At 35.0% G+C, this 24,733-nt stretch carries 24 protein-coding genes; 10 read left to right on the forward strand and 14 right to left on the reverse strand.

Translation table 11 applies throughout. The features are described from left to right. Positions 1 to 178: 178 nt before the first annotated feature. Entirely contained in the window at positions 179 to 1,120 is a 942-nt protein-coding gene (gene mdh, locus G7051_RS17055) for a malate dehydrogenase (protein ID WP_166202193.1), read from the reverse strand. Between the two features lie 432 nt (positions 1,121 to 1,552). Between mdh and G7051_RS17060 the strand changes: the two genes are divergently transcribed. The 3 genes from G7051_RS17060 (at position 1,553) to G7051_RS17070 (ending at position 4,442) form a co-directional block, all read left to right on the forward strand. Further along, entirely contained in the window at positions 1,553 to 2,452 is a 900-nt protein-coding gene (locus G7051_RS17060; protein ID WP_166117375.1) for a hypothetical protein, read from the forward strand. An 80-nt stretch (positions 2,453 to 2,532) separates the two neighbouring features. Further along, positions 2,533 to 3,675, forward strand: coding sequence for an AAA family ATPase (locus G7051_RS17065; protein ID WP_166202195.1), 1,143 nt, complete (start codon positions 2,533 to 2,535; stop codon positions 3,673 to 3,675). 8 nt (positions 3,676 to 3,683) lie between these two features. Next, entirely contained in the window at positions 3,684 to 4,442 is a 759-nt protein-coding gene (locus tag G7051_RS17070) for a DUF4276 family protein (protein WP_166202197.1), read from the forward strand. A 35-nt stretch (positions 4,443 to 4,477) separates the two neighbouring features. Here the strand turns inward: G7051_RS17070 and rpmA are convergent, their stop codons facing one another. Together rpmA and rplU are read right to left on the reverse strand one after the other, a co-directional pair. Then, entirely contained in the window at positions 4,478 to 4,747 is a 270-nt protein-coding gene (gene rpmA, locus G7051_RS17075; protein ID WP_166117378.1) for a 50S ribosomal protein L27, read from the reverse strand. A gap of 19 nt (positions 4,748 to 4,766) precedes the next feature. Continuing rightward, entirely contained in the window at positions 4,767 to 5,078 is a 312-nt protein-coding gene (rplU, locus tag G7051_RS17080; RefSeq protein WP_166117379.1) for a 50S ribosomal protein L21, read from the reverse strand. A 573-nt stretch (positions 5,079 to 5,651) separates the two neighbouring features. On the opposite strand from rplU, the gene G7051_RS17085 reads away from it, so the two are divergent. From G7051_RS17085 to G7051_RS17110, 6 genes are all read left to right on the forward strand, one after another. After that, positions 5,652 to 6,575 (forward strand): fimbrillin family protein, encoded by a 924-nt coding sequence (locus tag G7051_RS17085; protein WP_166202199.1) that lies wholly within the window; start codon positions 5,652 to 5,654, stop codon positions 6,573 to 6,575. Positions 6,576 to 6,663: 88 nt separating this feature from the next. Then, entirely contained in the window at positions 6,664 to 7,599 is a 936-nt protein-coding gene (locus G7051_RS17090; protein ID WP_166202201.1) for a fimbrillin family protein, read from the forward strand. 35 nt (positions 7,600 to 7,634) lie between these two features. Further along, positions 7,635 to 9,575: a fimbrillin family protein gene (locus G7051_RS17095; RefSeq protein ID WP_166202203.1), complete on the forward strand. Its 1,941-nt coding sequence runs from the start codon at positions 7,635 to 7,637 to the stop codon at positions 9,573 to 9,575. A gap of 252 nt (positions 9,576 to 9,827) precedes the next feature. Then, positions 9,828 to 10,412 (forward strand): TetR/AcrR family transcriptional regulator, encoded by a 585-nt coding sequence (locus G7051_RS17100; RefSeq protein ID WP_166202205.1) that lies wholly within the window; start codon positions 9,828 to 9,830, stop codon positions 10,410 to 10,412. A 96-nt stretch (positions 10,413 to 10,508) separates the two neighbouring features. Further along, positions 10,509 to 11,255, forward strand: coding sequence for a 3-oxoacyl-[acyl-carrier-protein] reductase (fabG, locus tag G7051_RS17105; RefSeq protein ID WP_166202207.1), 747 nt, complete (start codon positions 10,509 to 10,511; stop codon positions 11,253 to 11,255). 74 nt (positions 11,256 to 11,329) lie between these two features. Further along, positions 11,330 to 12,010 carry an RluA family pseudouridine synthase gene (locus G7051_RS17110; protein WP_166202210.1) on the forward strand — a complete coding sequence of 227 codons (681 nt, stop codon included), beginning with the start codon at positions 11,330 to 11,332 and terminating at the stop codon, positions 12,008 to 12,010. Here G7051_RS17110 and radA read toward each other — a convergent pair. The 3 genes from radA to G7051_RS17125 all read right to left on the reverse strand — a co-directional run bounded on the left by radA (position 11,999) and on the right by G7051_RS17125 (position 15,883). Beyond that, positions 11,999 to 13,363, reverse strand: coding sequence for a DNA repair protein RadA (gene radA / locus G7051_RS17115; protein ID WP_166202212.1), 1,365 nt, complete (start codon positions 13,361 to 13,363; stop codon positions 11,999 to 12,001). The genes G7051_RS17110 and radA overlap by 12 nt on opposite strands. A 262-nt stretch (positions 13,364 to 13,625) precedes the next feature. Next, positions 13,626 to 15,338 carry a T9SS type A sorting domain-containing protein gene (locus G7051_RS17120; RefSeq protein WP_166202214.1) on the reverse strand — a complete coding sequence of 571 codons (1,713 nt, stop codon included), beginning with the start codon at positions 15,336 to 15,338 and terminating at the stop codon, positions 13,626 to 13,628. 5 nt (positions 15,339 to 15,343) lie between these two features. Next, the gene (locus G7051_RS17125) at positions 15,344 to 15,883 is read right to left on the reverse strand and encodes a shikimate kinase (protein WP_166202216.1); all 540 of its coding nucleotides are present in this window, start codon (positions 15,881 to 15,883) and stop codon (positions 15,344 to 15,346) included. A 233-nt stretch (positions 15,884 to 16,116) separates the two neighbouring features. Here G7051_RS17125 and G7051_RS17130 point away from each other — a divergent pair, with 233 nt between their 5' ends. After that, on the forward strand, positions 16,117 to 16,905 hold the full coding sequence (locus G7051_RS17130; RefSeq protein WP_166202218.1) for a PhzF family phenazine biosynthesis protein: 789 nt from the start codon (positions 16,117 to 16,119) through the stop codon (positions 16,903 to 16,905). A 257-nt stretch (positions 16,906 to 17,162) separates the two neighbouring features. Here G7051_RS17130 and G7051_RS17135 read toward each other — a convergent pair whose 3' ends face one another. From G7051_RS17135 to G7051_RS17170, 8 genes are read right to left on the reverse strand one after another with little or no spacing between them, the layout of a single operon-like run. Next, positions 17,163 to 17,981, reverse strand: a complete 819-nt coding sequence (locus tag G7051_RS17135) for a glycosyltransferase family 2 protein (RefSeq protein WP_166202220.1) — start codon at positions 17,979 to 17,981, stop codon at positions 17,163 to 17,165. Between the two features lie 5 nt (positions 17,982 to 17,986). Beyond that, positions 17,987 to 18,868, reverse strand: a complete 882-nt coding sequence (locus G7051_RS17140) for a glycosyltransferase family 2 protein (protein WP_166202222.1) — start codon at positions 18,866 to 18,868, stop codon at positions 17,987 to 17,989. Between the two features lie 3 nt (positions 18,869 to 18,871). Continuing rightward, a complete protein-coding gene (locus G7051_RS17145) occupies positions 18,872 to 19,672 on the reverse strand; it encodes a glycosyltransferase family 2 protein (RefSeq protein ID WP_166202224.1) in 801 nt (266 codons plus the stop codon). Then, on the reverse strand, positions 19,672 to 20,832 hold the full coding sequence (locus tag G7051_RS17150; RefSeq protein ID WP_166202226.1) for a glycosyltransferase family 1 protein: 1,161 nt from the start codon (positions 20,830 to 20,832) through the stop codon (positions 19,672 to 19,674). The genes G7051_RS17145 and G7051_RS17150 overlap by 1 nt, the downstream gene beginning before the upstream one ends. Before the next feature lie 9 nt (positions 20,833 to 20,841). Beyond that, entirely contained in the window at positions 20,842 to 21,690 is an 849-nt protein-coding gene (locus G7051_RS17155; protein ID WP_166202228.1) for a class I SAM-dependent methyltransferase, read from the reverse strand. Continuing rightward, complete coding sequence (locus tag G7051_RS17160) at positions 21,683 to 22,984, reverse strand: glycosyltransferase (protein ID WP_166202230.1); 1,302 nt, start codon at positions 22,982 to 22,984, stop codon at positions 21,683 to 21,685. The genes G7051_RS17155 and G7051_RS17160 overlap by 8 nt, the downstream gene beginning before the upstream one ends. Further along, positions 22,984 to 23,901 (reverse strand): alpha-1,2-fucosyltransferase, encoded by a 918-nt coding sequence (locus G7051_RS17165; protein ID WP_166202232.1) that lies wholly within the window; start codon positions 23,899 to 23,901, stop codon positions 22,984 to 22,986. The genes G7051_RS17160 and G7051_RS17165 overlap by 1 nt, the downstream gene beginning before the upstream one ends. Continuing rightward, positions 23,898 to 24,728: a glycosyltransferase family A protein gene (locus G7051_RS17170; protein ID WP_166202234.1), complete on the reverse strand. Its 831-nt coding sequence runs from the start codon at positions 24,726 to 24,728 to the stop codon at positions 23,898 to 23,900. The genes G7051_RS17165 and G7051_RS17170 overlap by 4 nt, the downstream gene beginning before the upstream one ends. Positions 24,729 to 24,733 lie beyond the last annotated feature (5 nt).

The following is a 24,733-nucleotide window of genomic DNA, read 5'->3' on the forward strand; positions in this document are numbered from 1 at the left end:
AAATGCTAAGATAATGAAAAATGAAACATCTACTTATCAGCAAAAAGCCTTTATGTTATATAACATACCGCAAAAATATTTTACTTAAACATAAAATAGGCTATCACAATACGAAATAAGAGGAATGCCTTCATAAAGACCACTCCTCTTATTGTATAAATATAGAAAGTATACTACCTTAAATAGCATTAATTTCTTTCAACACATTATTTGTTTTATGAACGGCAACAGCAGATGCTTCGAATTTTTCTTTTTCGTCAGCAGTAAGCTTTAGGTCAATGATTTTTTCCCAGCCATTTCTACCTAAGACTACAGGAACACCAATACAAATATCACTTTGTCCGTATTCACCTTCAAGGCTAACACAACAAGGAATTACTTTCTTTTGATCATGAAGTATAGTTTCCACTACCGCTGCTCCCGCAGCACCCGGAGCGTACCATGCTGATGTACCTAACAAACCTGTAAGAGTTGCGCCACCTACCATAGTATCGGCAACCACTTTATCCAAAGCCTCTTTTGACAAAAGCTCAGAAACAGGAATACCCTTATATGTAGCCAAACGAGCCATAGGAATCATAGTAGTATCACCATGTCCACCAATAACCATACCTTCAACTTCTGTTGGATTTACACCTAAAGCCTCGCTCAAATAATATTTGAAACGTGAACTATCCAGTGCTCCACCCATACCTACAATACGGTGTTTAGGAAGACCTGTTACTTTAGAAGCCAAGTAGGTCATTGTATCCATTGGATTAGAGATAATAACCAAAATAGCATTAGGGGAATATTTCAGAATGCTTTCTGCAACACTTTTCACAATACCCGCATTCACGCCGATCAACTCTTCACGAGTCATACCCGGCTTACGAGGAATGCCTGATGTAATAACCACAACATCCGAATTTGCGGTAGCTGCATAATCATTAGTAACACCCTTAACTCTTGAGCTGAACTCAAGTAACTGAGCTGTTTGATTCATATCCATTGCTTTTCCTTCAGCAACACCCTCTTTTACATCGAGCATGATTACTTCGTCCGCAATTTTTTTAAATGCTAATACATTTGCACAAGTGGCTCCGACATTACCGGCTCCCACAACCGTTACTTTAGACATGATAATTTAGTTTTATAGTTATGAATTAGATTACATGTAATTATTCGAAATATTTTTTCTCAAAGCCTGAGTAATAAATAACATCTATTTCGAATAGACAAACAAAAGTAGCTTGTTATTTGCAATTAAGGAATTATTTCAGAGCTAAATTTCACTCTAAATATTAAAAAATATTGACAAGAAGATCCACGGCATATGACGTTTTTACAATCAAAAAATATCAAATATATACTTTTGAGCCTTCCCATATAAACCAAATGTTATTTAGAAACCATCTCACGGTAAACATTAACCATTCTGTAACTTCATAAATAGTGAGTACTTAGCTGAATTACTGAAAAAACTTGAATAGTCTAAGCTCTCTAATTTATATTATTAATATATTTGTATACAAGTCTAACATATTAAAAAGAAGTAAGAAAGTAAAGTTATATGGAACAGAATACAAAACCTTCGACAAGAAATACCAAAATATTAATTGCCATTATTGTGGGTTTAATTGTAGGAATGGGGATTGCCGCATATTTCATTTTCAACCAAAAAACTCAACTGGAAGAATTACAGCAGGTAAACGAAATATCCAAGCAAAAACTGGAAGACGAATATGCAAGCATAGACACTCAATACGAAGGGTTTAAACTTTCAATCAAAAATGACTCTTTGTTTCAACAATTGAGTAATGAGCAAGCAAAAGTACAACGCTTGAGGGAAGAGCTTCGTACGGTAAAAGCGACTGATAAAGCAGAAATAAGCCGCTTAAACAATGAACTTAGCAGCCTTAGAAAAATTCTGAAGTCATATATTGTACAAATAGATTCACTTAACCGTGCTAACGAAAGGCTTGTACAACAAAATAAAGAGATAACAAATAAATATCAGGAAACAACAAAAACATTAAATAAAGTTTCACAAGAAAAAGCTAACCTGAACGAAAAAGTAACACGTGCGGCTAAACTCGATGCAACAGCCATAAGTGTAGCAGCAACCAACTCGAAAGGGAAAGTACAAAAGAAAATAAAAAGTGTAGAACAATTAGTGGTCTCTTTCACTATTACAAAAAACATCACTGCAGAACCGGGTGAAAGAGTAATCTATGTTCGAATAATGAAACCTGATGATGATATTCTCGTAAAAAACAGAGCGAACACTTTCTCTTTCGAAAATCGAGAAATTCAATATTCGATGAAACGAGCTATTGAATACGGAGGCGAAGAGGTACCTGTTACATTATACTGGAAGGTTGAAGAATACTTAATGCCGGGAACTTACAGAGTTGATTTATTTGCTGATGGCAGTTTAATCGGTTCACGCTCTTTTTCACTTGAAAAATAAAAAGCTAAAAGGCTTCTTATTTTTTAAGAATAAGTTATAACTATTAAATTGTAGTATTTTTTCACACGACTTATAAAAGTATGATACTAGAATCTTTAAAATATATTCGTGAAGAAGGTAAACCAAATGAATGGGGCATCGAAGGAAAAAACGGCGATCTGATCAGGTTCGACAATATCAACCTGTTCGTTGGTAAAAATGCTGTAGGTAAGAGTAGAACACTAACTGCTTTATGCCAAATAGCGAACCTCTTATCTTTGAAAAAATCGGTTTCCGATTTGAAATTTTCCGAAACAAAGTATCACCTGATATTAAAAGAAGATAATATCACTTATGAATATATTATTTCAATAGAAAACAATCTGATTACAGACGAAATTTTATGGGTAAAAGGTGTTGAAAAGTACAACAGAAAAAAGAGTAAGATATACTCAGAGGAATCTCAGAAGTTTGAAGTCCTTGATATTGCAGATACTGATCTGATTACCTCGATCCAAAATAAAGACAAAGAATACCCCTATATAGCTGAAATATTCGAATGGAGTAATGCATTAAAAAATTATGCTTTCACAAATCAATATGAAAAAAATCATTTGATTAAACATCGAGAAGAACTGGAACACTTAGAGGTTGTTGAAGACTTCAGCTCTGACAATATCGTCAAACTCTTTTTTAAAGGCAAAAATGATTTTGGACAACCCTATATAGACAACATTATTTCTGACCTTCATTCAATAGGATATGATATTAGCAATATCGATCTGCTAAAAGACCAGCTAGGAATAGGGTTGTCAGTACAAGAAGAAGAACTACCGGAGCCGACACTTCAACTGGATATGTCTCAAGGGATGTTCAGGGCACTTTCTTTTCTTATACAACTTGAATATGCCCTATTAAGTAAAATATCAGTATGCCTTCTTATCGATGACTTAGGTGAAGGACTAGACTACGCCCGCTCTAAATCTCTCATTGAGTTATTAATCTATAAAGTTAATAACTCGGACATACAGATATTTATAACCACCAATGATAGGTATATCATGAATAAAATCCCCTTAAGGTATTGGTCTGTAATCGAACGTAAAGCAAAAGCATCCATATTTCATAATTATCATAATGCGAGAGAAATTTTTGATGATTTTAAATATACAGGATTAAATAATTTCGATTTCTTAGCCAGTGATTTCTACCTTCAAGGATTTAAGAACGAAGAGGAAGAGTAAGCCAATATATGAAAAAGATTGCATTTTTTGTTGAAGGACAAACCGAGCAGGTCTTCATCAATAGGCTCATAAAAGAGATTATCGGCTATAAAAACCTTACGGTTCTTCTAAAAAAAATCTCAGGAGGTACCAATGCTCCCAAACGTGAATTTGTAAGGAATTATAGCATTCCCCTCAAATCGGAATTCACTGCACTTATATATGACTGTGGTTCCGATAATCGAGTAAAATCAGAAATACTTGATAACATAAATAGCCTTAGAGAAGCCGGATATACAAACATTATAGGATTAAGAGACTTATATCCATTATCGATAGAGGAACTACCTCGTCTCGAAAAAGGACTAAAATACCTGCCTTATCCATTAAAAAAGAAAGATTATCCTTTTGATATAATAATAGCAGTAAGAGAAGTAGAAACATGGTTTCTTGCAGAAAGCAGTCATTTTCTAAAAGTGGACAAGAAACTTACAGGACGATTCATTGAAAAGCATTTGGGTTTCAATCCCGATATGGTAAACCCTATTTCGCGCGAACATCCATCTGAAGATATAAACAGGATATATAAATTAATAGGCAGATCGTACACAAAAAAATACTGGCAAGTAGAGAAACTGGTAAATCGACTCGACTTTAATAAAATAAGGAAAGATATTCGATTTAAAATTCCGGCTTTAAATGAGCTGATAACAACTATCGAAAAGTTTAAAGAAGGTCAGCTACAAGAACCTGTTCTATCAGAAAAAGAAAAAAGCAGTCTGAACTAATTCAAACTGCTTTTCTTATCTTAAAGAATCTGCTATTACGCTTCTGCTTCTGCTTGTGGAACTACAGATACGAATGATCTTTCGTTCTTTTTTCTACGGAATGCAACTACTCCATCAACAAGAGCAAATAATGTATGATCTTTACCGATACCTACATTTTCACCTGGATGATGAGTTGTTCCTCTTTGACGAACGATGATGTTACCTGCTTTCACGATTTCACCACCAAATGCTTTAACGCCTAATCGTTTACTTTCCGATTCACGGCCGTTCTTCGAGCTACCTACACCTTTCTTGTGTGCCATTTTCTTCTAATTTTACTGATTAAGCAATAATATCTTTTACTGTAACTTGTGTAAATTGTTGACGGTGACCGTTCAACTTACGATATCCTTTTCTTCTTTTCTTGTGGAAAATAAGTACTTTATCGCCTTTTACTTGGTCTCCAACTGTAAGGATAACTTTCGCTCCACTTACAAAAGGTGCACCTACGGTTACAGCACCGTTTTTGTCAACTAATAACACTTTTTCGATTTCAAGATCAGCACCACTGTCTGCTGTTACTCTGTGAACAAACAATTTTTGATCTTTCTCAACTTTGAATTGTTGTCCTTGAATTTCTACAATTGCGTACATCTGCAATATAAATTTTTACAAGTTATGAGCCTGAGGCGAACTATTGTTATATAGTTTCTTGTCTGCCTATTAGCAATCGGGTGCCAAAAGTACAAATATTCCATTTAATATCCAACAAAAAAGCTAATAACATTGAATAAAAATACAATCTTATGATATCTAAAAGGAGTAAACTTTATAAAAGATAGTGTATTAACATATTTACCCCTCAAAAAAAAGAGATAAAAGAGAGATAATAATGACATTTTTAAACATTTCAGATAGTCTAATTGAGTTAATTTACTGTAAATAAAGAGATCAGAATATGTCAAAAAGACGCTTGTGTTACATTTTCGAATATTGGAAATAGCCATAGACACAACAAACAAACAAAATCATGATATACAAACACTTAACAAAATACAACTAAACACAAATGGATAAAAAAATTCTATAAAACCATACAATATATAAATAAAAAATGTACCAAAACGAATTATGTTAACAATACACATTAGACTTCTATCCCTATGTAAAGCAGTATATCTTTGTGTCAGGATTACGTCTAAACAACAATTTATTAAACAAGCGAATATGAATAAAAAATTCTTACAATTTCTATTTATTGCAGTTACTGCCGGTTTCATTTTTTCGAGCTGTTCAAAAGATGAAGAATTAACAGGAAGTGGATCCAACGATAAGACTCAAATCAAATTAACCAGCTCTATAAACCAAGTAACGACACGATCAACCGCACAAAACACACAAATTGAAGCAGACCAACAAGTTGGTTTAATGGTAACAAATAGTACATCTGATTACCTATACAATAACGTCCAACTAATTGCAGATGGCAACGGATACTTTAACAGCCAAACTCCGATGTATTACCCGGCAGATGGTGACAATGTAAATTTAATTGCTTACCATCCTTACAGTCCAACTGTAAACAACATTGAGACAACTCATACTTTTTATGTAGAACCATTGCAGTTTCAAAAAGCCAGTTATTTAAATTCGGATGTACTCTATGGTAGTGTTGAATCTGTTTCCAGAACCGCAGCTGCTGTTCCAATCCAATTTAATCATGCATTCTCCAAATTAACTTTTACTGTAAAAAAAGGTAATGGAGCAACACTGGAAGGATTGTATGCTATCGAAGTAGCAGGACTACAAATGGGAGCGGAAGTAAATCTCTTATCAGGAGTAATACAACCTGTCGGTGAGATTGGTACAGTAAGAGCTTACAATGTTCCGACACCACTAGCTACAGATACAGAAGTGAGTGGAGCTGCAGCAATTGTAGTACCTCAGACAACTAATGTAGGAACGCCTCTATTGAGAATACTAATAGGTCAGATTTCGTATCTATACCAACCTGCGGCACCTTTAGAATTTAAACCCGGAACTGCTTATAATTTCAATATAACAGTAAATATGGGTGGAATAACAGTTACATCTAATATTGTAGACTGGACAAACGGTGGCTCTATTGACGGTGATGGAGAAATGGACTAAAGAAATATCCTGAAGATACATTATATATTGAAAGGATATGGAAGAATTAAAACCATATCCTTTTTTATAAACTATTCAGTTATCAATTATGACAAAAAAACTCTACATAAGTTTATTAATAACAGCCATTTGTTTTTCATTTGCTTCTTGTATTAGTGATAACGAATGTGCAAAAAGTAATAGGTTAAGCGTAAGTTTTGTTGCAGATATTGAAAATCGTAATTTACAAACCAGATCAACTAAGTCGGGATTTTCGGAAAATGATAATATTGGTGTATATATGGTCGATTATAACAATGACACCTCAATGCCTATTGGTACAATCTCCGAGTTTATGAATGCCGAGCATATTTACAATGGAAATTTTTGGTATAGTAAGAATGGTGAAGAGCTATATCTTACGACTGACCAGACCAAGGCCGATCTATACGCCTACTACCCTTTTGATTATGAAATGAGTAGAGTTTCCGGCAAAACAGACCTCAGAGCATACCCGTTTAATGTAGAAAAAGACCAAAGCCTATCGTCTCAAAAAAGTGATTTCTTATGGGCTAAATATTCAGGGCTATCCGGTTCAAACACTATAGCTAAACTAACATTCAAACATATACTAACCAAAGTTATTATTAATCTGACATATGGGAATTTAGGGAATGGAACTGAACCTATATTGATACATAACCTAACCAGAGAGGCATTAATCGATATGGAAAATGGAAACGTATTTAACACAGGACTAAATTCCAATTCGGATATAATTCCCTTCATACATTATGAAGCAAATAAAGGATTTGACAAAACATTGAGTGCTATTATAATTCCTCAATTTGTAGATTCCGGGACATCTATATTTTCTGTAAATATAAATGATGAGCTATATGCTTTTACAATGGAAAACCCTATTTTATTTGAATCTGGGTATTCTTACACTTTTAATTTAATAATCGGAGAGGCAAATACCCGAAGTACAAAAACAGCAAGTACTGAGAAGAGAGTCTCATTAGTAAGTAAAACTGCTTTTTAAATCAGGGAAGAATAATTTATTATATATCAACTTATATGAAACGTTTATTAAAAACAACAATGTCATTACGACCTATCGTGTTTGGTATTTTCGCAATACTAAGCATGACATCGTGTGACTCTGATATAAGTGACACTATAAATCCAAAAGAAGAAAATACGATAATTTTATCACCATATATAAACGAAGGTGTTACGACACGTATGACGGGAACTTCATTTGAAGAGAATGACGCCATAGGTGTTTACGCTGTTGCCCATTTGAGCAATAACCAAATAGTCGGAGATATTCAAGATAGCTATGCACCTAATATAAAACACGTCTTCAATGGCTCTACATGGTCATTACCACAAGGGGCTTATTTTCCATGGGCGGGTAGTCAGACCAAAGTCGCTTTATATGCATATTATCCTTACAACCAATCTGCAACAACTGCCAACTCTAAGAATTATCCGTTTGCCGTAGACTCTAACCAAAGTACGAAGCAATCATTCATGCTTAGTGATTTTTTATGGGGCAGATCGGATGCAACTAAACCCACAACAAGTAAAATACCTTTGTCTTTCACTCATCAAATGAGTAAGATTATAATCAATATCAAATCAGAAAGAGATTTTACGACTGAAGAGGTTAATAACTTCAGAGCAAGTCTGCTTAATACATTTCTTGATGGAACCGTTGATTTATCATCTGGAATAACCTCTGTTTCACCAGATGCACAGAAAAAGACATTAACTCCATATAAACGTATAAATGCTACAACCGGATATGGTGTAACATTTGAAGCTATTCTTTTACCTCAAACCATTATGGCTTCAACAGAGTTGTTCTCGATAAAGTCAGCAGAAGGAGCTACTCCATATATTTATCGATCAGCAAATGACCTTGTATTCAGTTCTCAAAAACAATATACATTCAATATTACTATTTCGAGAACAGGTATATCTGTGACAACTGACGAAATAGCAGACTGGATAACAACACCTGATACTGAAGGAAATATAAATAAACCTGTAAAAAAAGCAATCGATATATCTAATATCAACTGGAACTTGACCAGAGTATATAAGGTTATGGATAAAGGAATCCAAATAGCAGAAGTTACCAAGGAATACTTATTAAGCGGTACTGCAATAGATGTTCAGGCAATTGTAGTATACCCGATGGGAGTAGATGGCAAAGCCAATCTTAATAAGGGATTGGTTGCTCAAATAATGCAAACAACACTAAATGGTAGTAATGAATATAATCCAAATACCAGCATAAAGACTCATGGAGGCAGTGTCAGCTGGCATAAAGCTACTAACCTGATGGCTTACACAGCAGGCACGAGCGAGTCTATAAATAAAATACAGATTGATAAAACAGATATTTTACCGGCTGATGCAAATTCAATATATTCATTGACACTAGAGCCTGACTTAATCACCGATATTGATCAGAATAAGTATGGTATAGTAAAAATAGGCACCCAATACTGGATGCGTGAAAATCTGAAAGTAGAACATTATAGAGACGGATCTCCTGCTGAAACTTATTATTACAACAACAGCATTGCCAATAAAAATCTATTGGGAGGACTTTATACATGGAATACCGTTACTAATCCGAGCAATCTCGCTCCCAAGGGTTGGCATGTACCCACGCATGATGAGCTAAAGACACTATCCGTATATGCTTCAGGCACAGGCTCAGCACCTTATTACAATGCAGGTAAGAAACTCAAAGCGGTGAGAATGTGGAATATTATAACCAATAATAGTAATATTACAGGCTTTGAAGCTTTACCCGGAGGGAGAAGACTTGATAACGGATCGTTTTCCGAAATCAATTTATATGGGCAATGGTGGAGTACTACTGAATACAATGCAACTTACGGAAAACGAGTTTATATAGATTATGGTAATACAGGAGTCTGGGTAGAAGCAAACCTCCTTAAAACATTTGCCGAATCGGTTAGATGCCTTAGAGATTAAGATGCTTCAAATCAACAAAACAAAAGAGATGCTCACTTTGGTAAGCATCTCTTTTGTCTTAAAGCAGAATAATACCTAATGAAAAATATTTCATACTGCTTTTCTAAAAAAACAGCTCTCGATTTTATCTGATGTAATAAAAAGGTCTGAGACCATAAATATTTTATAATTAAAAAAGACAGAAGCAATCAAGTCTGAATATTTTGTGTTATTTTTGCACAAAACATTAAGGACTGTGCAGTTTTAGAAGATATGGCAATAACAAAAACAAGAACTATGTTGATTGACGTCGCCCGGCAATTATTTGCCAAATTGGGTGTCGAAAATACAACTATGAATGACATTGCTGTTGCTTCTCATAAAGGTCGTCGGACTCTATACACGTATTTCAATAACAAGAATGAAGTATTTAAGGCTGTGGTTGAATCCGAATTGGATAAAATGATCAAAGCTCTTCAAGCTGTAGTTGAAAAAGATCTTCCTGCCGATGAGAAACTCATGTTGTTCTTTTATACACGCCTCGATGCGGTAAAAAATGTAGTAGCACGTAACGGAAATCTCAGGGCCGATTTTTTTCGTGATATCTGGCGTGTACAAAACGTACGTAAAACATTTGACCGTAAAGAAACCGAAATCCTCAAGGAAATATTACAAAAAGGTGTAGACGAAGGAACTTTGTCTATGCCGGATGTAGACCTCACTGCTGAAATTCTGCATAATGCACTAAGAGGGCTGGAGGTCCCTTATATCAGAGGGCTTATTAATCCGAATGATTCCGACCACAAAAGGCGATACCTTAATATTTCACACCTCATCTTTCGGGGAATAAAGAAATAAAACTAAAACAGCAATAATTAGTTATACTTATTAGTAAAAATAGAACATTTAATATTTCACATAACTTAATATCCACAAATAATTTAATATTTGATTATGAAACTTTTAGAAGGAAAAACAGCAATCATAACTGGTGCAGCCAGAGGTATTGGAAAAGCAATAGCACTAAAATATGCACAAGAAGGAGCAAATATTGCTTTTACAGATTTAGCTGTTGATGATAATGCAAAACAAACAGAAAAAGAAATAGCTGCCCTAGGCGTAAAAGTAAAAGCTTATGCATCAAATGCTGCCGACTTCGAAGATACCCACAAAGTGGTAGATGCAATTGCTGCTGATTTCGGAAGAATAGATATCCTTGTTAACAATGCAGGTATCACTCGTGATGGTCTTATGGCACGTATGACTGAACAACAATGGGATATGGTAATCAACGTAAACCTAAAGTCTGCATTTAACTTTATTCATGCAATCACTCCTATAATGATGAAGCAAAAGTCAGGTAGCATCATTAATATGAGTTCGGTAGTAGGTATTTCGGGTAATGCTAGTCAAACTAACTACTCTGCTTCGAAAGCGGGTATGATTGGTCTTGCAAAATCTATTGCTAAAGAAATCGGATCGAGAGGCATACGTGCAAACTGTATTTGCCCCGGATTCATCATTACTGAAATGACTGGCGTGCTTCCTGAAGAAGTTAAGAAAAAATGGGCAGAACAAATTCCACTTCGTCGTGGAGGTACTCCCGAAGATGTTGCTAATGTAGCAGTATTCTTAGGATCGGATTTGTCTTCCTATGTTAGTGGACAAGTTATCCCTGTTTGTGGTGGAATGAACATGTAATATTTCAGACTCATAACATACAAAGACGCAAAGTTTAACTAACTTTGCGTCTTTATTTTTTGCCCCTTATTATTATGACTGTATTATACGAAGATAACCATATCATTATTGTAAATAAGACTGTTTCGGAAATCGTACAAGGCGATAAAACCGGAGATAAGCCTCTTTCTGAAATAGTAAAAGAATGGCTCAAGGAGAAATACAATAAACCCGGAAATGTATTTTGCGGAGTAACGCATCGTCTCGACAGACCAGTTAGTGGAATTGTTGTATTTGCTAAAACAAGCAAAGCACTTCCCCGATTGAACAAGATGTTTCAAGACAAAGAAATAAAGAAAACATATTGGGCTATTGTAAAAAATAAACCTCAAGAAGTAGAAGGAACTCTTACCAATTATCTGGTACGCAACGAAAAGCAAAACAAATCGTATGCTTACGATACTGAAAAACCAGATTCGAAGAAAGCCATTCTTCATTACAAACTAATTGGACAATCGGATAAATACAATCTTCTGGAAATTGATTTGGAAACCGGACGCCATCATCAAATACGTTGTCAATTAGCAAAGATGGGTTGCATAATAAAAGGCGATTTAAAATATGGTGCAGATCGTTCCAATCCCGATGGAGGAATAAGTCTGCATGCACGCAAGGTTAGCTTTATACATCCGGTCTCAAAGGAGCTGATTGAAGTTACTGCACCTGTTCCTAATGATAATTTATGGAAAGCCTTTGAAGCCCAATTATCCAAATAATTGACGGAATGCCTCTTCGACTTTTCTTACGGGGATAATTTCGATATTTACTTTAGAAGTAAAACTCTTAAGATTATTATGAGGGATAAGGATTTTAGAGAAGCCTAGTTTTTCGGCCTCTAATATCCGTTGTTCAATTCTATTAACAGGACGTATCTCCCCTGATAATCCGACCTCTCCTGACATACAAACATGTCTTTCGACAGCAATATCCAAGCTCGAAGATAAAACGGCACTGATCACCGCCATGTCAATAGCAGGGTCGTTTACTTTCAAACCTCCGGCTATATTCAGAAATACATCTTTTTGGATTAACTTAAATCCAGCACGCTTTTCGAGAACTGCCAATAACATATTCATTCTACGGCTATCAAAGCCCGTTGCAGATCGCTGAGGGGTTCCATAAGCAGCAGTACTAACCAATGCTTGAGTTTCTATTAAAAACGGTCTTACACCTTCTATTGCAGCAGCAATAGAAACCCCGCTTAGCCCTTCATGATTTTGTGTAAGTAATAACTCTGAAGGATTACTTACCTCACGCAGACCATTTTGCCTCATTTCATATATACCTAATTCTGCTGTACTACCAAATCGGTTTTTGATACCTCTCAATATACGATACATATAATGCTGATCGCCTTCAAACTGCAATACTGTGTCTACAATATGCTCCAATACTTTAGGACCCGCTATACTACCCTCTTTATTGATATGACCGATAAGTATTACAGGAGTACCTGTTTCTTTTGCGAATTTTAAAATTGCAGCAGAACATTCCCTTACTTGTGCAACACTTCCGGGAGATGACTCTATCAAATCAGTAAATATGGTTTGTATAGAATCAATAATAACAAGATCGGGTTTTATATTCTGAATATGTACAAATATTTGTTGCAAATTGGTTTCACAAACAATATAACAATTCTGGCTCTTTTCGTTTATCCTATCAGCTCTCAACTTTAATTGGCGAACACTCTCCTCCCCCGATACATACAATGTCTTCTGAGAATTCAAATTTAGTACTGTCTGCAATATCAACGTAGATTTACCGATACCGGGTTCTCCACCTAGAAGAATCAAAGAACCGGGCACTAAACCTCCACCTAAAACCCTGTTAAGCTCTTCATCTTTCAAGTCGATGCGTGGTTCTTCTCCGGTTGCCACATCTTGTAATAATATAGGCTTAGCCTTCGGAGAATCAAACAATCTATCTGTTCGTCTACTGTTGCTATCCTTAGCTATTATTTCTTCTACATACGTATTCCATTCTCCGCAAATAGGACATTTGCCGAGCCATTTAGCTGAATCGTTACCACAATTACTACAAACATATACCGATTTGGTCTTGGCCATTATATTACAATACAATTATTAAAATACAACAAAGTATCATTAACTACAAAACGTAACCAAAATAGTTACATAAGTGACTGAAAGTTGTCACTTTCACAAATCCACTAAATCATTAATTATCAACACAAAACAAATAAAAAGGTTACAAAAGTAACACTTTTTGACAGCTTATTTTTTTTCTCCCTGACTGTCACTTTTTAGCATCTTAATATTCTTTATAAATAGATAAAACACTCCTTATAAAAAAATAAGGTCTGAGACCTTATTTTTTTATAAACTTCTCGGTTAATTTACCGAAATCAGCCTGAATCACAACGGAATAAACTCCCTTCTGCCATCCATCAACTGGTATTGTAGCCGTAGAAGCATTGTATCCCGATTTTGTATATATCTGACGACCTGCTAAATCGTATATCTTTATACTTCTTATTATTGAGCTTGTATTGACATTTATCTCATTGTCGGCCATAGTAGGGAAAATAACGATATCTTTCGTGCTATTATCAACAATTTCCGGTTCTAAACCCGAAGGATAATTAGGGTCATACCCTTTAAGAGTTTTATTTCCTTCATTTATTGGATCGAGATATTTTTTTATCTGGCGATTTTCTCCTTCCAAATAATCCCAGTGATAGGAAAATTTCCCATAAAAGTCATAACCGTATAATAAATCACACCTTGTTTCGCCACCGGTTAAAGCTCCTAAAATTAATCCTTCCTGACTAAATATCGGTGATCCGGAAGAGCCTAGTTGAGTAACGCTACTTCCATCATATTGCACCTTCCATGAAGCATTGTTAGCTCCTAAACTTCCACCTATGACATTACCATCCTTATCATAAATTCGATCATCATAAGTAGCACTAGTTAGAGATCTGTTATATGTTATTATTTTTTTCACGTCAAAATACGGATGATGAATAACCACACCTGAAGTTGCAGCTATATTTCTTCTATCCCAACCGTTATAAAAAGGCTTCCATTCCACAGGAACGTTATCCCTCAATTTAATTAAAGCTCCATCCGAACCTCTAATCGTTGTAGAACCTGTCGTTTCTTCAATAGGGGCATTTACTAAAATATCGGCACCAACTAAAGTTTTTGCTGTTTCCGGAAAAACTGTTTCATTCTGACAACCCGGAAATTCGTAATTAAAATAAGCGATCATTTGCGATTGATCAATAACTCCATCTAACACAAAACAGTGATTTGCCGTCAATATATAAGGAGTACCATCGCGTCTGGTATTGTTTATCAAACTTCCCGAACATGCTGACCACCTTAAATTAAATTTTATAATTAAAAGGACAACGCCTCTTTTTTGTGTTTGCCAATTAGCTCCTTGCGAGCAATTTACATTAATCATACATGGAGCAGAAAGATTAATGGTAGGTTTATATCCTGGTACAGCTCTGGGATTATAAATATATCCGACATCTTCAACGACTAGACGAGGCTGTTCACTTGAAGTTGCTGATGACACATACTCTAAAGTTATTTTTTCACCGGAAATTATTTCCGTTGCAAAAGAACCTCCTTCTGGATGGGTACTTCTTGTATATGCACCCAGTATTTCCGAGTGGTCTTCATTATAAATAAATAATTTTGCTCCCTCAGGAATATAAAAATCTTTATAACTTAAAATCAGCCCTTTTGCCCCTTGTGCAAAAATGGTTTCTTGCCATATCTTAACAGAGTCCGAAAAAGTACTCCAATTTCCCGTTTTATGGATATCTACATCAACAGGCAGTACTTCTGCCACTCGCATCGGTCCACCATTTCTTTCGACAATAGCATCTTCCCATATCAATCTGTCTACATCCAAATTAACAGGAATATTAGTTACAGGTGATGCAGACCGAAGAGTATTGGGACGTGAAAAGCTCGGAGGAACCCCTCCTTGACTAATCTGACCAAAAGCTGATAAACTAAGAATAGAAGAGACTAACAAAAATAAAAGTTGTTTATTAATCATCGTTTTTAAAGTATTTGTGTATTACTTATTGTATCCATTAGAAGAAGAACATATTTATCTACATCTTCTTTATTTACAAGCTCATCAGCTTCAAAAATAATTTTAGCTCGGCTATAGTGAGGTTCTCTTCGGTTTAAGTTATCCGTTACAAATAAAAGAAGTTCTTCTTCATTTTTATCCTTAATTAAAGGACGTTTTTCCTTGCACAAGTTTAATCTTTCGGATAATAATCCGGCACTGGCTTTCATATAAATAGTGGTACCGGCATTATTCATCACCTCCATATTATCGTAAAAACAAGGAGCTCCCCCCCCTGTTGAAATTACAACATTTTCAAATTGGGCAACCTCCTTTAATACCTTATTTTCTATTTCTCTGAATCCCTCTTCTCCGAATTGCTCGAATAGCTGAGCGATTGTTTTATTATATCTATTTTGGATAAAATGGTCTAAATCTACAAATTCCAGGTTCAATAATTTTGCCAATTCTCTGCCTGCCGTAGTTTTACCGACGCCCATATATCCTATTAAGAAAATACGTGTCATAAAATGCTTTTTGCAAAAATAAGAAAATAAATATAGGAAAAACTATTTATAAAGAATTATTAAGGTCTGCAACCAGTTAACCCCTTCTTAAAGAATAAAAGAACAACGAGTTACGGCAAATTAATAAGAAGTACAAATCTCCAATAAAAATAGACATCCGGACAATTTCAAATCCTGATTCGCATTATTATCAAATAAATGTATATTTTTAGCAAACAAACAATATGATTACAATGAAATATAAACTATATCAAGTTGATGCCTTTACGGATAAATTATTTGGTGGAAATCCAGCAGCTGTTTGCCCTCTTAATAAATGGCTGAATGATGATATTTTACAAAAAATAGCAATGGAAAATAATCTTGCTGAGACTGTATTTTATGTCAAGCAAGATAACCAATATCAGATAAGATGGTTTACTCCAAAGGTTGAGGTTGATCTTTGCGGACACGCAACATTAGCTGCTGCATTTGTATTGTTTAATTACGAAAATCATTTCGGAGAATCCATTGATTTTTATTCACCAAGAAGCGGAAAACTAATAGTAAGCAGATATTCAGATTGGTTGACATTAGATTTTCCTGTCGATGAATTTCACAATACACCAATTTCAAGTGAAATTACAAGTTGCTTTGATAAACAGCCTCTTGAAGCATATAAAGGCAAAACAGATTATATGCTGGTGTATGAAAAGGAATCAGATATAAGAGACATTAAACCGCAATTTGAAACTATTTCAGCACTTAAGGCACGAGGAGTTATTATTACTGCAAAAGGTGAAAATATTGATTTTGTTTCAAGATTTTTTGCTCCGCAATCAGGTATTATTGAAGACCCTGTAACAGGATCTGCTCATACAACCTTGATTCCATATTGGTCTAAGAAAATGAATAAAATAGAAATGTCGGCCATACAGCTATCGGAAAGGAAAGGATATTTACAATGTAAATTTTCAGGAAACAGGGTGGAGATAAGCGGACAAGCTAAACTGTACTTAGCAGGAGAAATTTCCATAGAGTAACTTCAGATCATAACTATATTTCATTTTATTAATAAGAGATTTAATGAATAATGCGAATTGGCATTTAACAAACTGAAAATCATAAAAAATATTGGCTATTGAAAAAGAAGTTCCGAGGGTTGATTGGAGTACTGTAAGCAAGCTACCTTTAGTAAAAAAGAATCTGATTACGTTTGAAGTTATGGAACTACGCCCTTATACCGGCTATGATAGGATAATTTATCCTATAGAATAACAATACTCATGGATAGACAACTCTATAGTTTTGTTAGTCTTAGAGTTAAGCAGATTTTTAAAAAGACTTTAAACAGAAAATGAATCCATTTTTTAGAATGAACAAAGTCTACAACAAATCCATTTCTTGACAAGTAATACAACCTGTCAACCTCTTTATAAACCTGATCGGATAGTTCTTCCTGAGCCACTTTCCTTTTTTCGGCTAAGATAGCTTTTCCGCCAATCGTACTGCTCAGCCCATCCGTATTATAGATAGCAATATCAACATCAACATATTGAACCTTTTCTCCATGTATACCTATGGCTATCAAAAAATGTTTCCAGTCAGACATTATACGAAGTGTTTCATCATAATATCCATATGCATCAAACATCTCTCTTTTTACAAGAAAAGCCTGATGGCATAAAAAGCCCGAGTAAATATCATACAACGAAAATAACCAGTCTCGATTTTTATAACTATCGTCTTTTCTCAACTTTCCTTTTTCGTCCCAGATAATATTACCGCAAACAAAATTCTCCTTCACATCATGCTTGAAGATATCACTTAGCACATTATTCGAAGCAAAAACATCTCCTGAATTGAGGAAATAGCAGTATTCACCCTGTGCAGCATAGATCCCTTTATTCATGGCATTATATATACCCGAATCAGACTCAGCTACCCAATAATCAATTCTGTCTTTATTAGCCTCAATAACATCATCACTACCATCGGTAGATGCACCATCAATTACAATAAACTCATAATCAGTAAAAGTTTGAGACAAAACACTATTTATAGTTTGCTCCAGACCGATCTTATTATTCCAATTTATGGTTACAATTGATACTTTCATTTGCTTTACAGATTTCCTATTTTAAAACATTGCTCATGGCGATCAAACGATATAACAGGAGGATATCCGAAATTATCCAACTTAAACTTATCAAGAATAAGCTTAGCATTCAATATTTTAAACTTAGATAAAAATAGAAACTGACTTTTACGTTTATTGTATTTTTTCAGAATACTTTGTTCCTCTTCCGTATATATCTTAGTTTTCAATACCGAACGAATTTCAGCATCATAAGCATCTTTTTGTTTCATGGAAAGTTGCTCGCCATCCCTCATTCTGAAACCACTTAGAATAGCAGTAGTCACATATAATTTTTCGAAATTGAAGAATCTGAACCACAATTCAAAATCTCCGGCATATTTCAGTTCCGATTCTATTCTCGATCCGGCTTTTTCCCACAAAGACCGACGCCAAAATACCGATTCTTGTTGTATCCATTGATATTGACCTATAAACAGATCATATTTAGACCATTGACGCAACGTATGTGGGCATTCCACTACACGCCCCATAGCATCATATACCGAAGGAAATCCTAATAACCAGTTAACCTCTTTATATTTAGTAAATATCTCTGAGACCGTAAAAAATGATTTGGATTGGTACATATCATCGGAATTTATCCATGCCATAATCTCACCTGTCGATTTTTCGAAGCCTTTGCGTATAGCATCGTACATGCCTTTATCGGGAACACTTTCCCAATAAGCTAACCTATCTGCATACTTATTTATAATATCAACCGAGCCATCAGTACTACCTCCATCTATGATGATATACTCAAGATTCGGATATCCCTGATTCAAAACGGATAGTATGGTCTCTTCAAGGTATTTCTCCTGATTATAGTTAGGCGTAACGATTGATATTTTAGGATAATTTTCCATCTATTATTTTTTTCCAAACACTTTATACAATACTCTAAAACAGAAGAAAATTAGTTTATTCGATTTTACGAATTTAGGGATATAAGCATCTGCCTCTAATAACCTGAGTCTTTCATAATCTGTCAACAGATTATGAGGCATCAATTCTTTTGTAACCCTTCTACGTTCTTCCAGATGGCGTTCTCCATGAGATTTATTAGTACTGATACCTTCCATCTCAAAAAGAACAATATCGAAATTCAGAAAGGCAGTTCTCTCACCACCTAATATAGCCTGAAAGAAAAACTTCCAATCGGACACTATTTTAAGCGTTTCATCATACTTTCCATATTTATCAAACATATCGCGTCTGATAAAGGTAGCCTGATGCAACAGTGTATTTACAAACATATCGTACAGAGTCACTTCTCTGTTTCCCAGATTCGCCCATCTGACCTGATGAGTTCCATAATCACATATCTGAATCCCTCTTAACAGAGGTTCTGAATATTCTTTAGTAAATGTTCTTTCTAAAACATCCGAAGCAGCATAACTATCTCCCGAATTCAAAAAGTGTAGGTATTCACCTTTAGCAACATCTATACCCTTGTTCATGGCATGATATACACCTTTATCAGGTTCACTTACCCAATAGGTAATTCTATCGGAAAACGATTCTATAATTTGCTTACTATTGTCTGAAGAACCTCCATCAATAATAATATATTCGTAATCGGTATAAGTTTGACTTACTACACTTTCGATAGTGCGAAGCAATCCCTTTGCATTATTGTACGATATGGTAATTATAGAAACTTTTGCCATTAAATCTTGCTTAATACTTTTTTATAAATTTCGACCGTTTGCAAAGCACTCTTTTGCCATGAAAAATCTTGTAAACGCAGTTTACCTTTACGAATCATTTCTTGCTTGTATTCTTTATCATTTAACAAACTTAATACAGCAGCTCTTAGTTGTTGCGGCGATTTAGAGTCAAAATATACGCCTGCCTCTCCCGCCACTTCGGGAAAACAACTAGTATTGCTCAACACAACAGGACATTCAGCCTGAAATGCCTCCAGAATAGGAATACCAAATCCTTCGTAATAAGATGGATATATAAACATCTGTGCTGATTTATATAATCCCAGCAGTTCTGTATCATCAACAAATATAATTTTCAGCTGCCCCTTTATACCTAAAGCCTCAAAATAGCTATATTCTTCCGGCGTGAAGTGATCTCCTGTACAAACCACATATAGATCTTTATCTACTAATAAAAGCGGCTGAATAGAAGAAATAAAGAAATTGAAATTCTTATATCCCAATCGCCTGTCCCCTACATAAAGAAGATACTTTTCGGGTAGATTTTGAGGCTTACTTCCTCCATCTACCAAAGAGGATGCATGATAAGTTACCGATATTTTATCGGCAGACGTTCCAAATACATTGATGATATCTCGTTTCGTATTTTCCGATACAGCTATAATATGAGCAGCATTATCAACCAGTTTTTTCTTTCGTTGAATAAACCCGGGACTATTTATAAATTCAGGATATAACTCAATAATCATATCGTGAACCGTAAGCACATAAGGCTTGCCTTTCAGATGCTCCAAGTAATAACCGCCAAAGAAAGTAGGATGGAAAATATCGAAATCTCCTTTTTGAAGCTTCTCTATTGTTTTTATTTGATTAATCTTGTAATAATCAGGATATCTTTCAGGAAACTTCCTCTCTAAAAACGAGTAGAGTCTCTTTTTCCCTTTAAAATCTATATTCGGAAGAAATGAATAATAAGATATAAGCTGATCTCTCCATTTAAAAGGCACGTTTAAGCCTTTCAAATACTCGTTGAAAGCATATTGTACAGATACATCAGCTTCCACATCAGCAGGTAAATGGCTGATTATCTCTGCAAAATAGCGAGAGACACCACCTATTCGTTGATGTTCAAATATCTGATGATCATATAGTACTTTCATTGCAGCTAATTAATTTTTAGTTTCAGGATGAACTATCTGACGTATATATTGAACATCCTGAGGAATTTTGCTTGATAAGTTAATAGCAGCAGGAGCATTGCTCTTACTTCTGCCAAGAATACCTATCAGACGATCTGCAACCTTATCCCAAAAAGTTCTTGTATAATCCAAAGGATTCTTTTTCAAAGTCTTTTTAGTCAGGATATGAAGGTCTTTTCCATTTGAATAAAAATTGCAGGAGAACTTATTTGCAATCACTTCAAATGCCTGCTTAGTATAGAAACTGATATGCTGACCTCCTTCAGGGGCAAAATACCACCAATCACCGGGATTCGTTAATTCTTTATCAGGTACTATTTCGGTTGAGAAGATAATAGAATCCGAATAACTAAACAATTTTTCTATCTCTTCAAGAGGGTTAGCCAGATGCTCAAATATCTCGAAAGCTGTAACGGCTTCAAATTTTTGTCCTTGCTCCAGTTCCTCCAGTGTAAAATGTTTAGCAAACAAGTTTTCGCAATATTTATCATCCCAATAAAAATCAAATCCTTTATCACGCATCAGACGGACATACATTCCGTATCCTCCTGCATAATCAAGAAATTTTTTATTGTAATCGAACGACGTTTTCAATACATTTTCAACGGCAGAAGAATATACCAAATTACGGTATATCAAGCCAATATCCATAGATGTGATTGCGTCACTATATGCTTCGTCCAGCCAATGTGGAGCATCCGACTGAATAAACCCGCAACAAGTACACTTATGATAGCTTACATCATATTTATGCAATACACGGGTCGAAAACAATATATTGGTTTCACCTCCACAAATAAGACATTTATTGTTATTCATTTGCTAATATATTAGGGTCTGAGACCTTTGATTCTAAGACTTGGTTATATAATTCGACATACCTGTTGGCAATATCTTCTATCTTGAAATTATCCAAAACTTTCTTTCGGGCATTATGACTCAAAGTTTTATCCTCATTATGACTGAGCGTATACACTATACCAACCGTAAGGTCGAATATATCATAAGGTTTTGCCAAATATCCATTTTGTTGGTGATCAATCATATCGGGATTTCCTCCGATATCGAAAGCCACAACCGGAGTTCCGCACGATAAACTTTCGAGAATGGTATTAGGCAGATTCTCATGCGTTGACGGAACGATTGTCACATCAGCCGCATTATAAGCCAGATTCAAATCCGCTTCTTCGCTTACATATCCTAAAAATCTGACAGGAAAATCAAACGTATAGTCATCTTTTTTCTCTGCTCCGAATATTAATAATTCAATCTCATCTTCGGCATACATTCCCGATAACTGTTTCAAGCTATCACGCAGTAAATCTCCCCCCTTACGTGGATCGGCCATAGCCGATATTCCTCCAAATAATATAGTTTTTTTCTTTGGATCTAAAGATAATAATTTCTTAGCCTCCTCTTTATCCATAGGTGCAAAAACCGACGTATCTATACCGTTAGGGATAACTGTTACCGGATATTTATTCAACAACACGCTTTCTTTTGCAGCTTTTGCCAACCACTTACTGGGGCTTACGATATGAAAATTAAGAGACGAATATCGTTTCTTTTTCATATCAAAAACCTGATAACTTAAATCCTTTTCTTTGGTCGAACCCAATTGAGGACAAGCATTACAATGGCTTTTGTATTTATCGCAATCTTCGAAATAAGAACACAATCCGGTAAAGGAAAAACAGTCGTGTATTGTCCAGATGATAGGCTTATCAACATTCCGAAATTCAGTAAAATCGACATAACTCTCTCCTACCCAATGCATATGTACTAGATCGAAATCAATTTTATCCAATGAATTCTTCAATAGAGATATTGCGATATCCGATAATATTTTGTTCTGCATATTAGGGTAGCCACCCCAAATAATACGCCTTCTTTTTTCTTGTAGTTTAAGCTTATATTTATTCAGAAAAGTAGTAATTCTGTTTTGCGGATCGTGATAATTCTCAGCTAAATGAACAGTAGAAGACGCAGTTCTTTTGCTATTAACCAAAAGAATATCTTCAATACCCATTCGGTTAATTTCCTCATGTAAGCGAAATGCAACACGTGCAGCTCCCCCAAACGAGTCTTTAGTGCTTAGCGTTACGACCTTCATTACCTATTCTTTAGAATCTTTTTCACTCGTTCTTTTAACGATTTAGGCATCAAGCTCTGGATTTTCTCCTTAGTAATCAGATAAGTTGCCAAAATCTGTAGATCCCATGATAGTTTATTTTCTATCTGCACCCAGCTTTCGGGGATCAAGTCTTTTGTATCGTAATTATCATATGACTTTCCAAACCATGGATTAGGACATACGACCACATTATCGGGATTGGGATTTAACCAGGCTCCCCACCAACTGAAAGTACTGTTACTTATAATGTTATTGGCACAAAGTGTCTGAATATAAAGATCGATAATAGGCTCTTCATCATCTACAAAAAAGAAATTATCTCCTTTGAAATGCTTTTTACACCATTCTATATCATCACTTATTATCAGATACTTTTTGTCCCTGCCTAAATAATCGATTGCCTTATTAAAATAAGACATTGAACAAACAGCATAACGATGCGGCAGTTTAGTATAATCTCCACGTCTCACATTTATCGATGTAACGCCTTGATCAAGTATCGTTCCAAATTTAGAATATATATATTCTTTAATATCAGCCGGAATAGAGAAAAGCTCTTTAACAAGAGGTTTATCAAAATACTTTTCGGACTGAAATGCTCCATATAGCAACATATCTCTGCCTTCGAAAGGTATTTCCCTGTAAACATAATCTATATCGTAATAATAGAAACAATCAGTAGTAGGACGTCCTACCTGAATAGGTATATTTCGAAGAATATTACTTCTGAACTGTTCTATATAATCTTTTACATAACAATTATCGGGTGGAGCCAGTTTGTAACCATCATGGCATACAACCTTGTAGTCAACACCATGCTTTTTAGCAAAAGATGCTGCTGTTGCAATCTGAAAAAGATGATTACCTATTCTACCGTTTAATTCTATATATATCATTTCCTGAATATCTTACTTATATAACGTAATGGTGCCAATATATATCCTCCGATTCGGTATTGTAAAGAACTTTCGATAGATTTTAATCCTTTAAGCTCTCTAAATTGAGTAATAGGATTTATATATTGCAAATAAAGTTCCTGATGATTTTTGAAAATCTGGATTCTTAAATATTCTTCTTTCTGTTCATCTATCAGGGTACGCATCGAAACCTCTTTGGTTCTGTAATAGAAATGAATCTTATCTAGTTTAATAACACGATCCTTTCTGTTCAATAAGCTTATCCAAAAATCATAGTCTTCCCATCCATATATCATGTTGGTATTATATCCCGTTGTCTTATCATAATCTACACGTTTATAAACAGCAGAACAATAAATACAATTGCGGACAAATAGCAAATTATCGTACGTATAAGGTAATAACTCCCATTCTTTATTGTCTGCACCAAATAATTGAGCTCTGCAAAAGACCAGTTTTACATCGGGATTATTCTCTAAAACATCTATTGCTTCCGAGATATACGTTTTTGAAATTTTATCGTCCGAATCCAAAGGCAGGATATATTTACCCGAAGAATGCTTAATCCCTGAATTACGTGCATCCGACAAACCTCCATTTTCTTTCTTCAGGTATTTAAAACGTGTATCTCGTTCACACCATTCCAAAGCAACCTCTTCCGTATTGTCTGGTGAACCGTCATTGACAACAATACACTCCCAATGTAGATAATCCTGCTCCAAAACAGATTGCAATGTCTCGGGCAAGTATTGTGCCTGATTATAACAGGGTACAATTATGGATATAACAGGAGATATTTCAGACATACAAA

The sequence above is a fragment of the Dysgonomonas sp. HDW5B genome (assembly GCF_011299335.1).
Classification (GTDB): Bacteria; Bacteroidota; Bacteroidia; order Bacteroidales; family Dysgonomonadaceae; genus Dysgonomonas_A.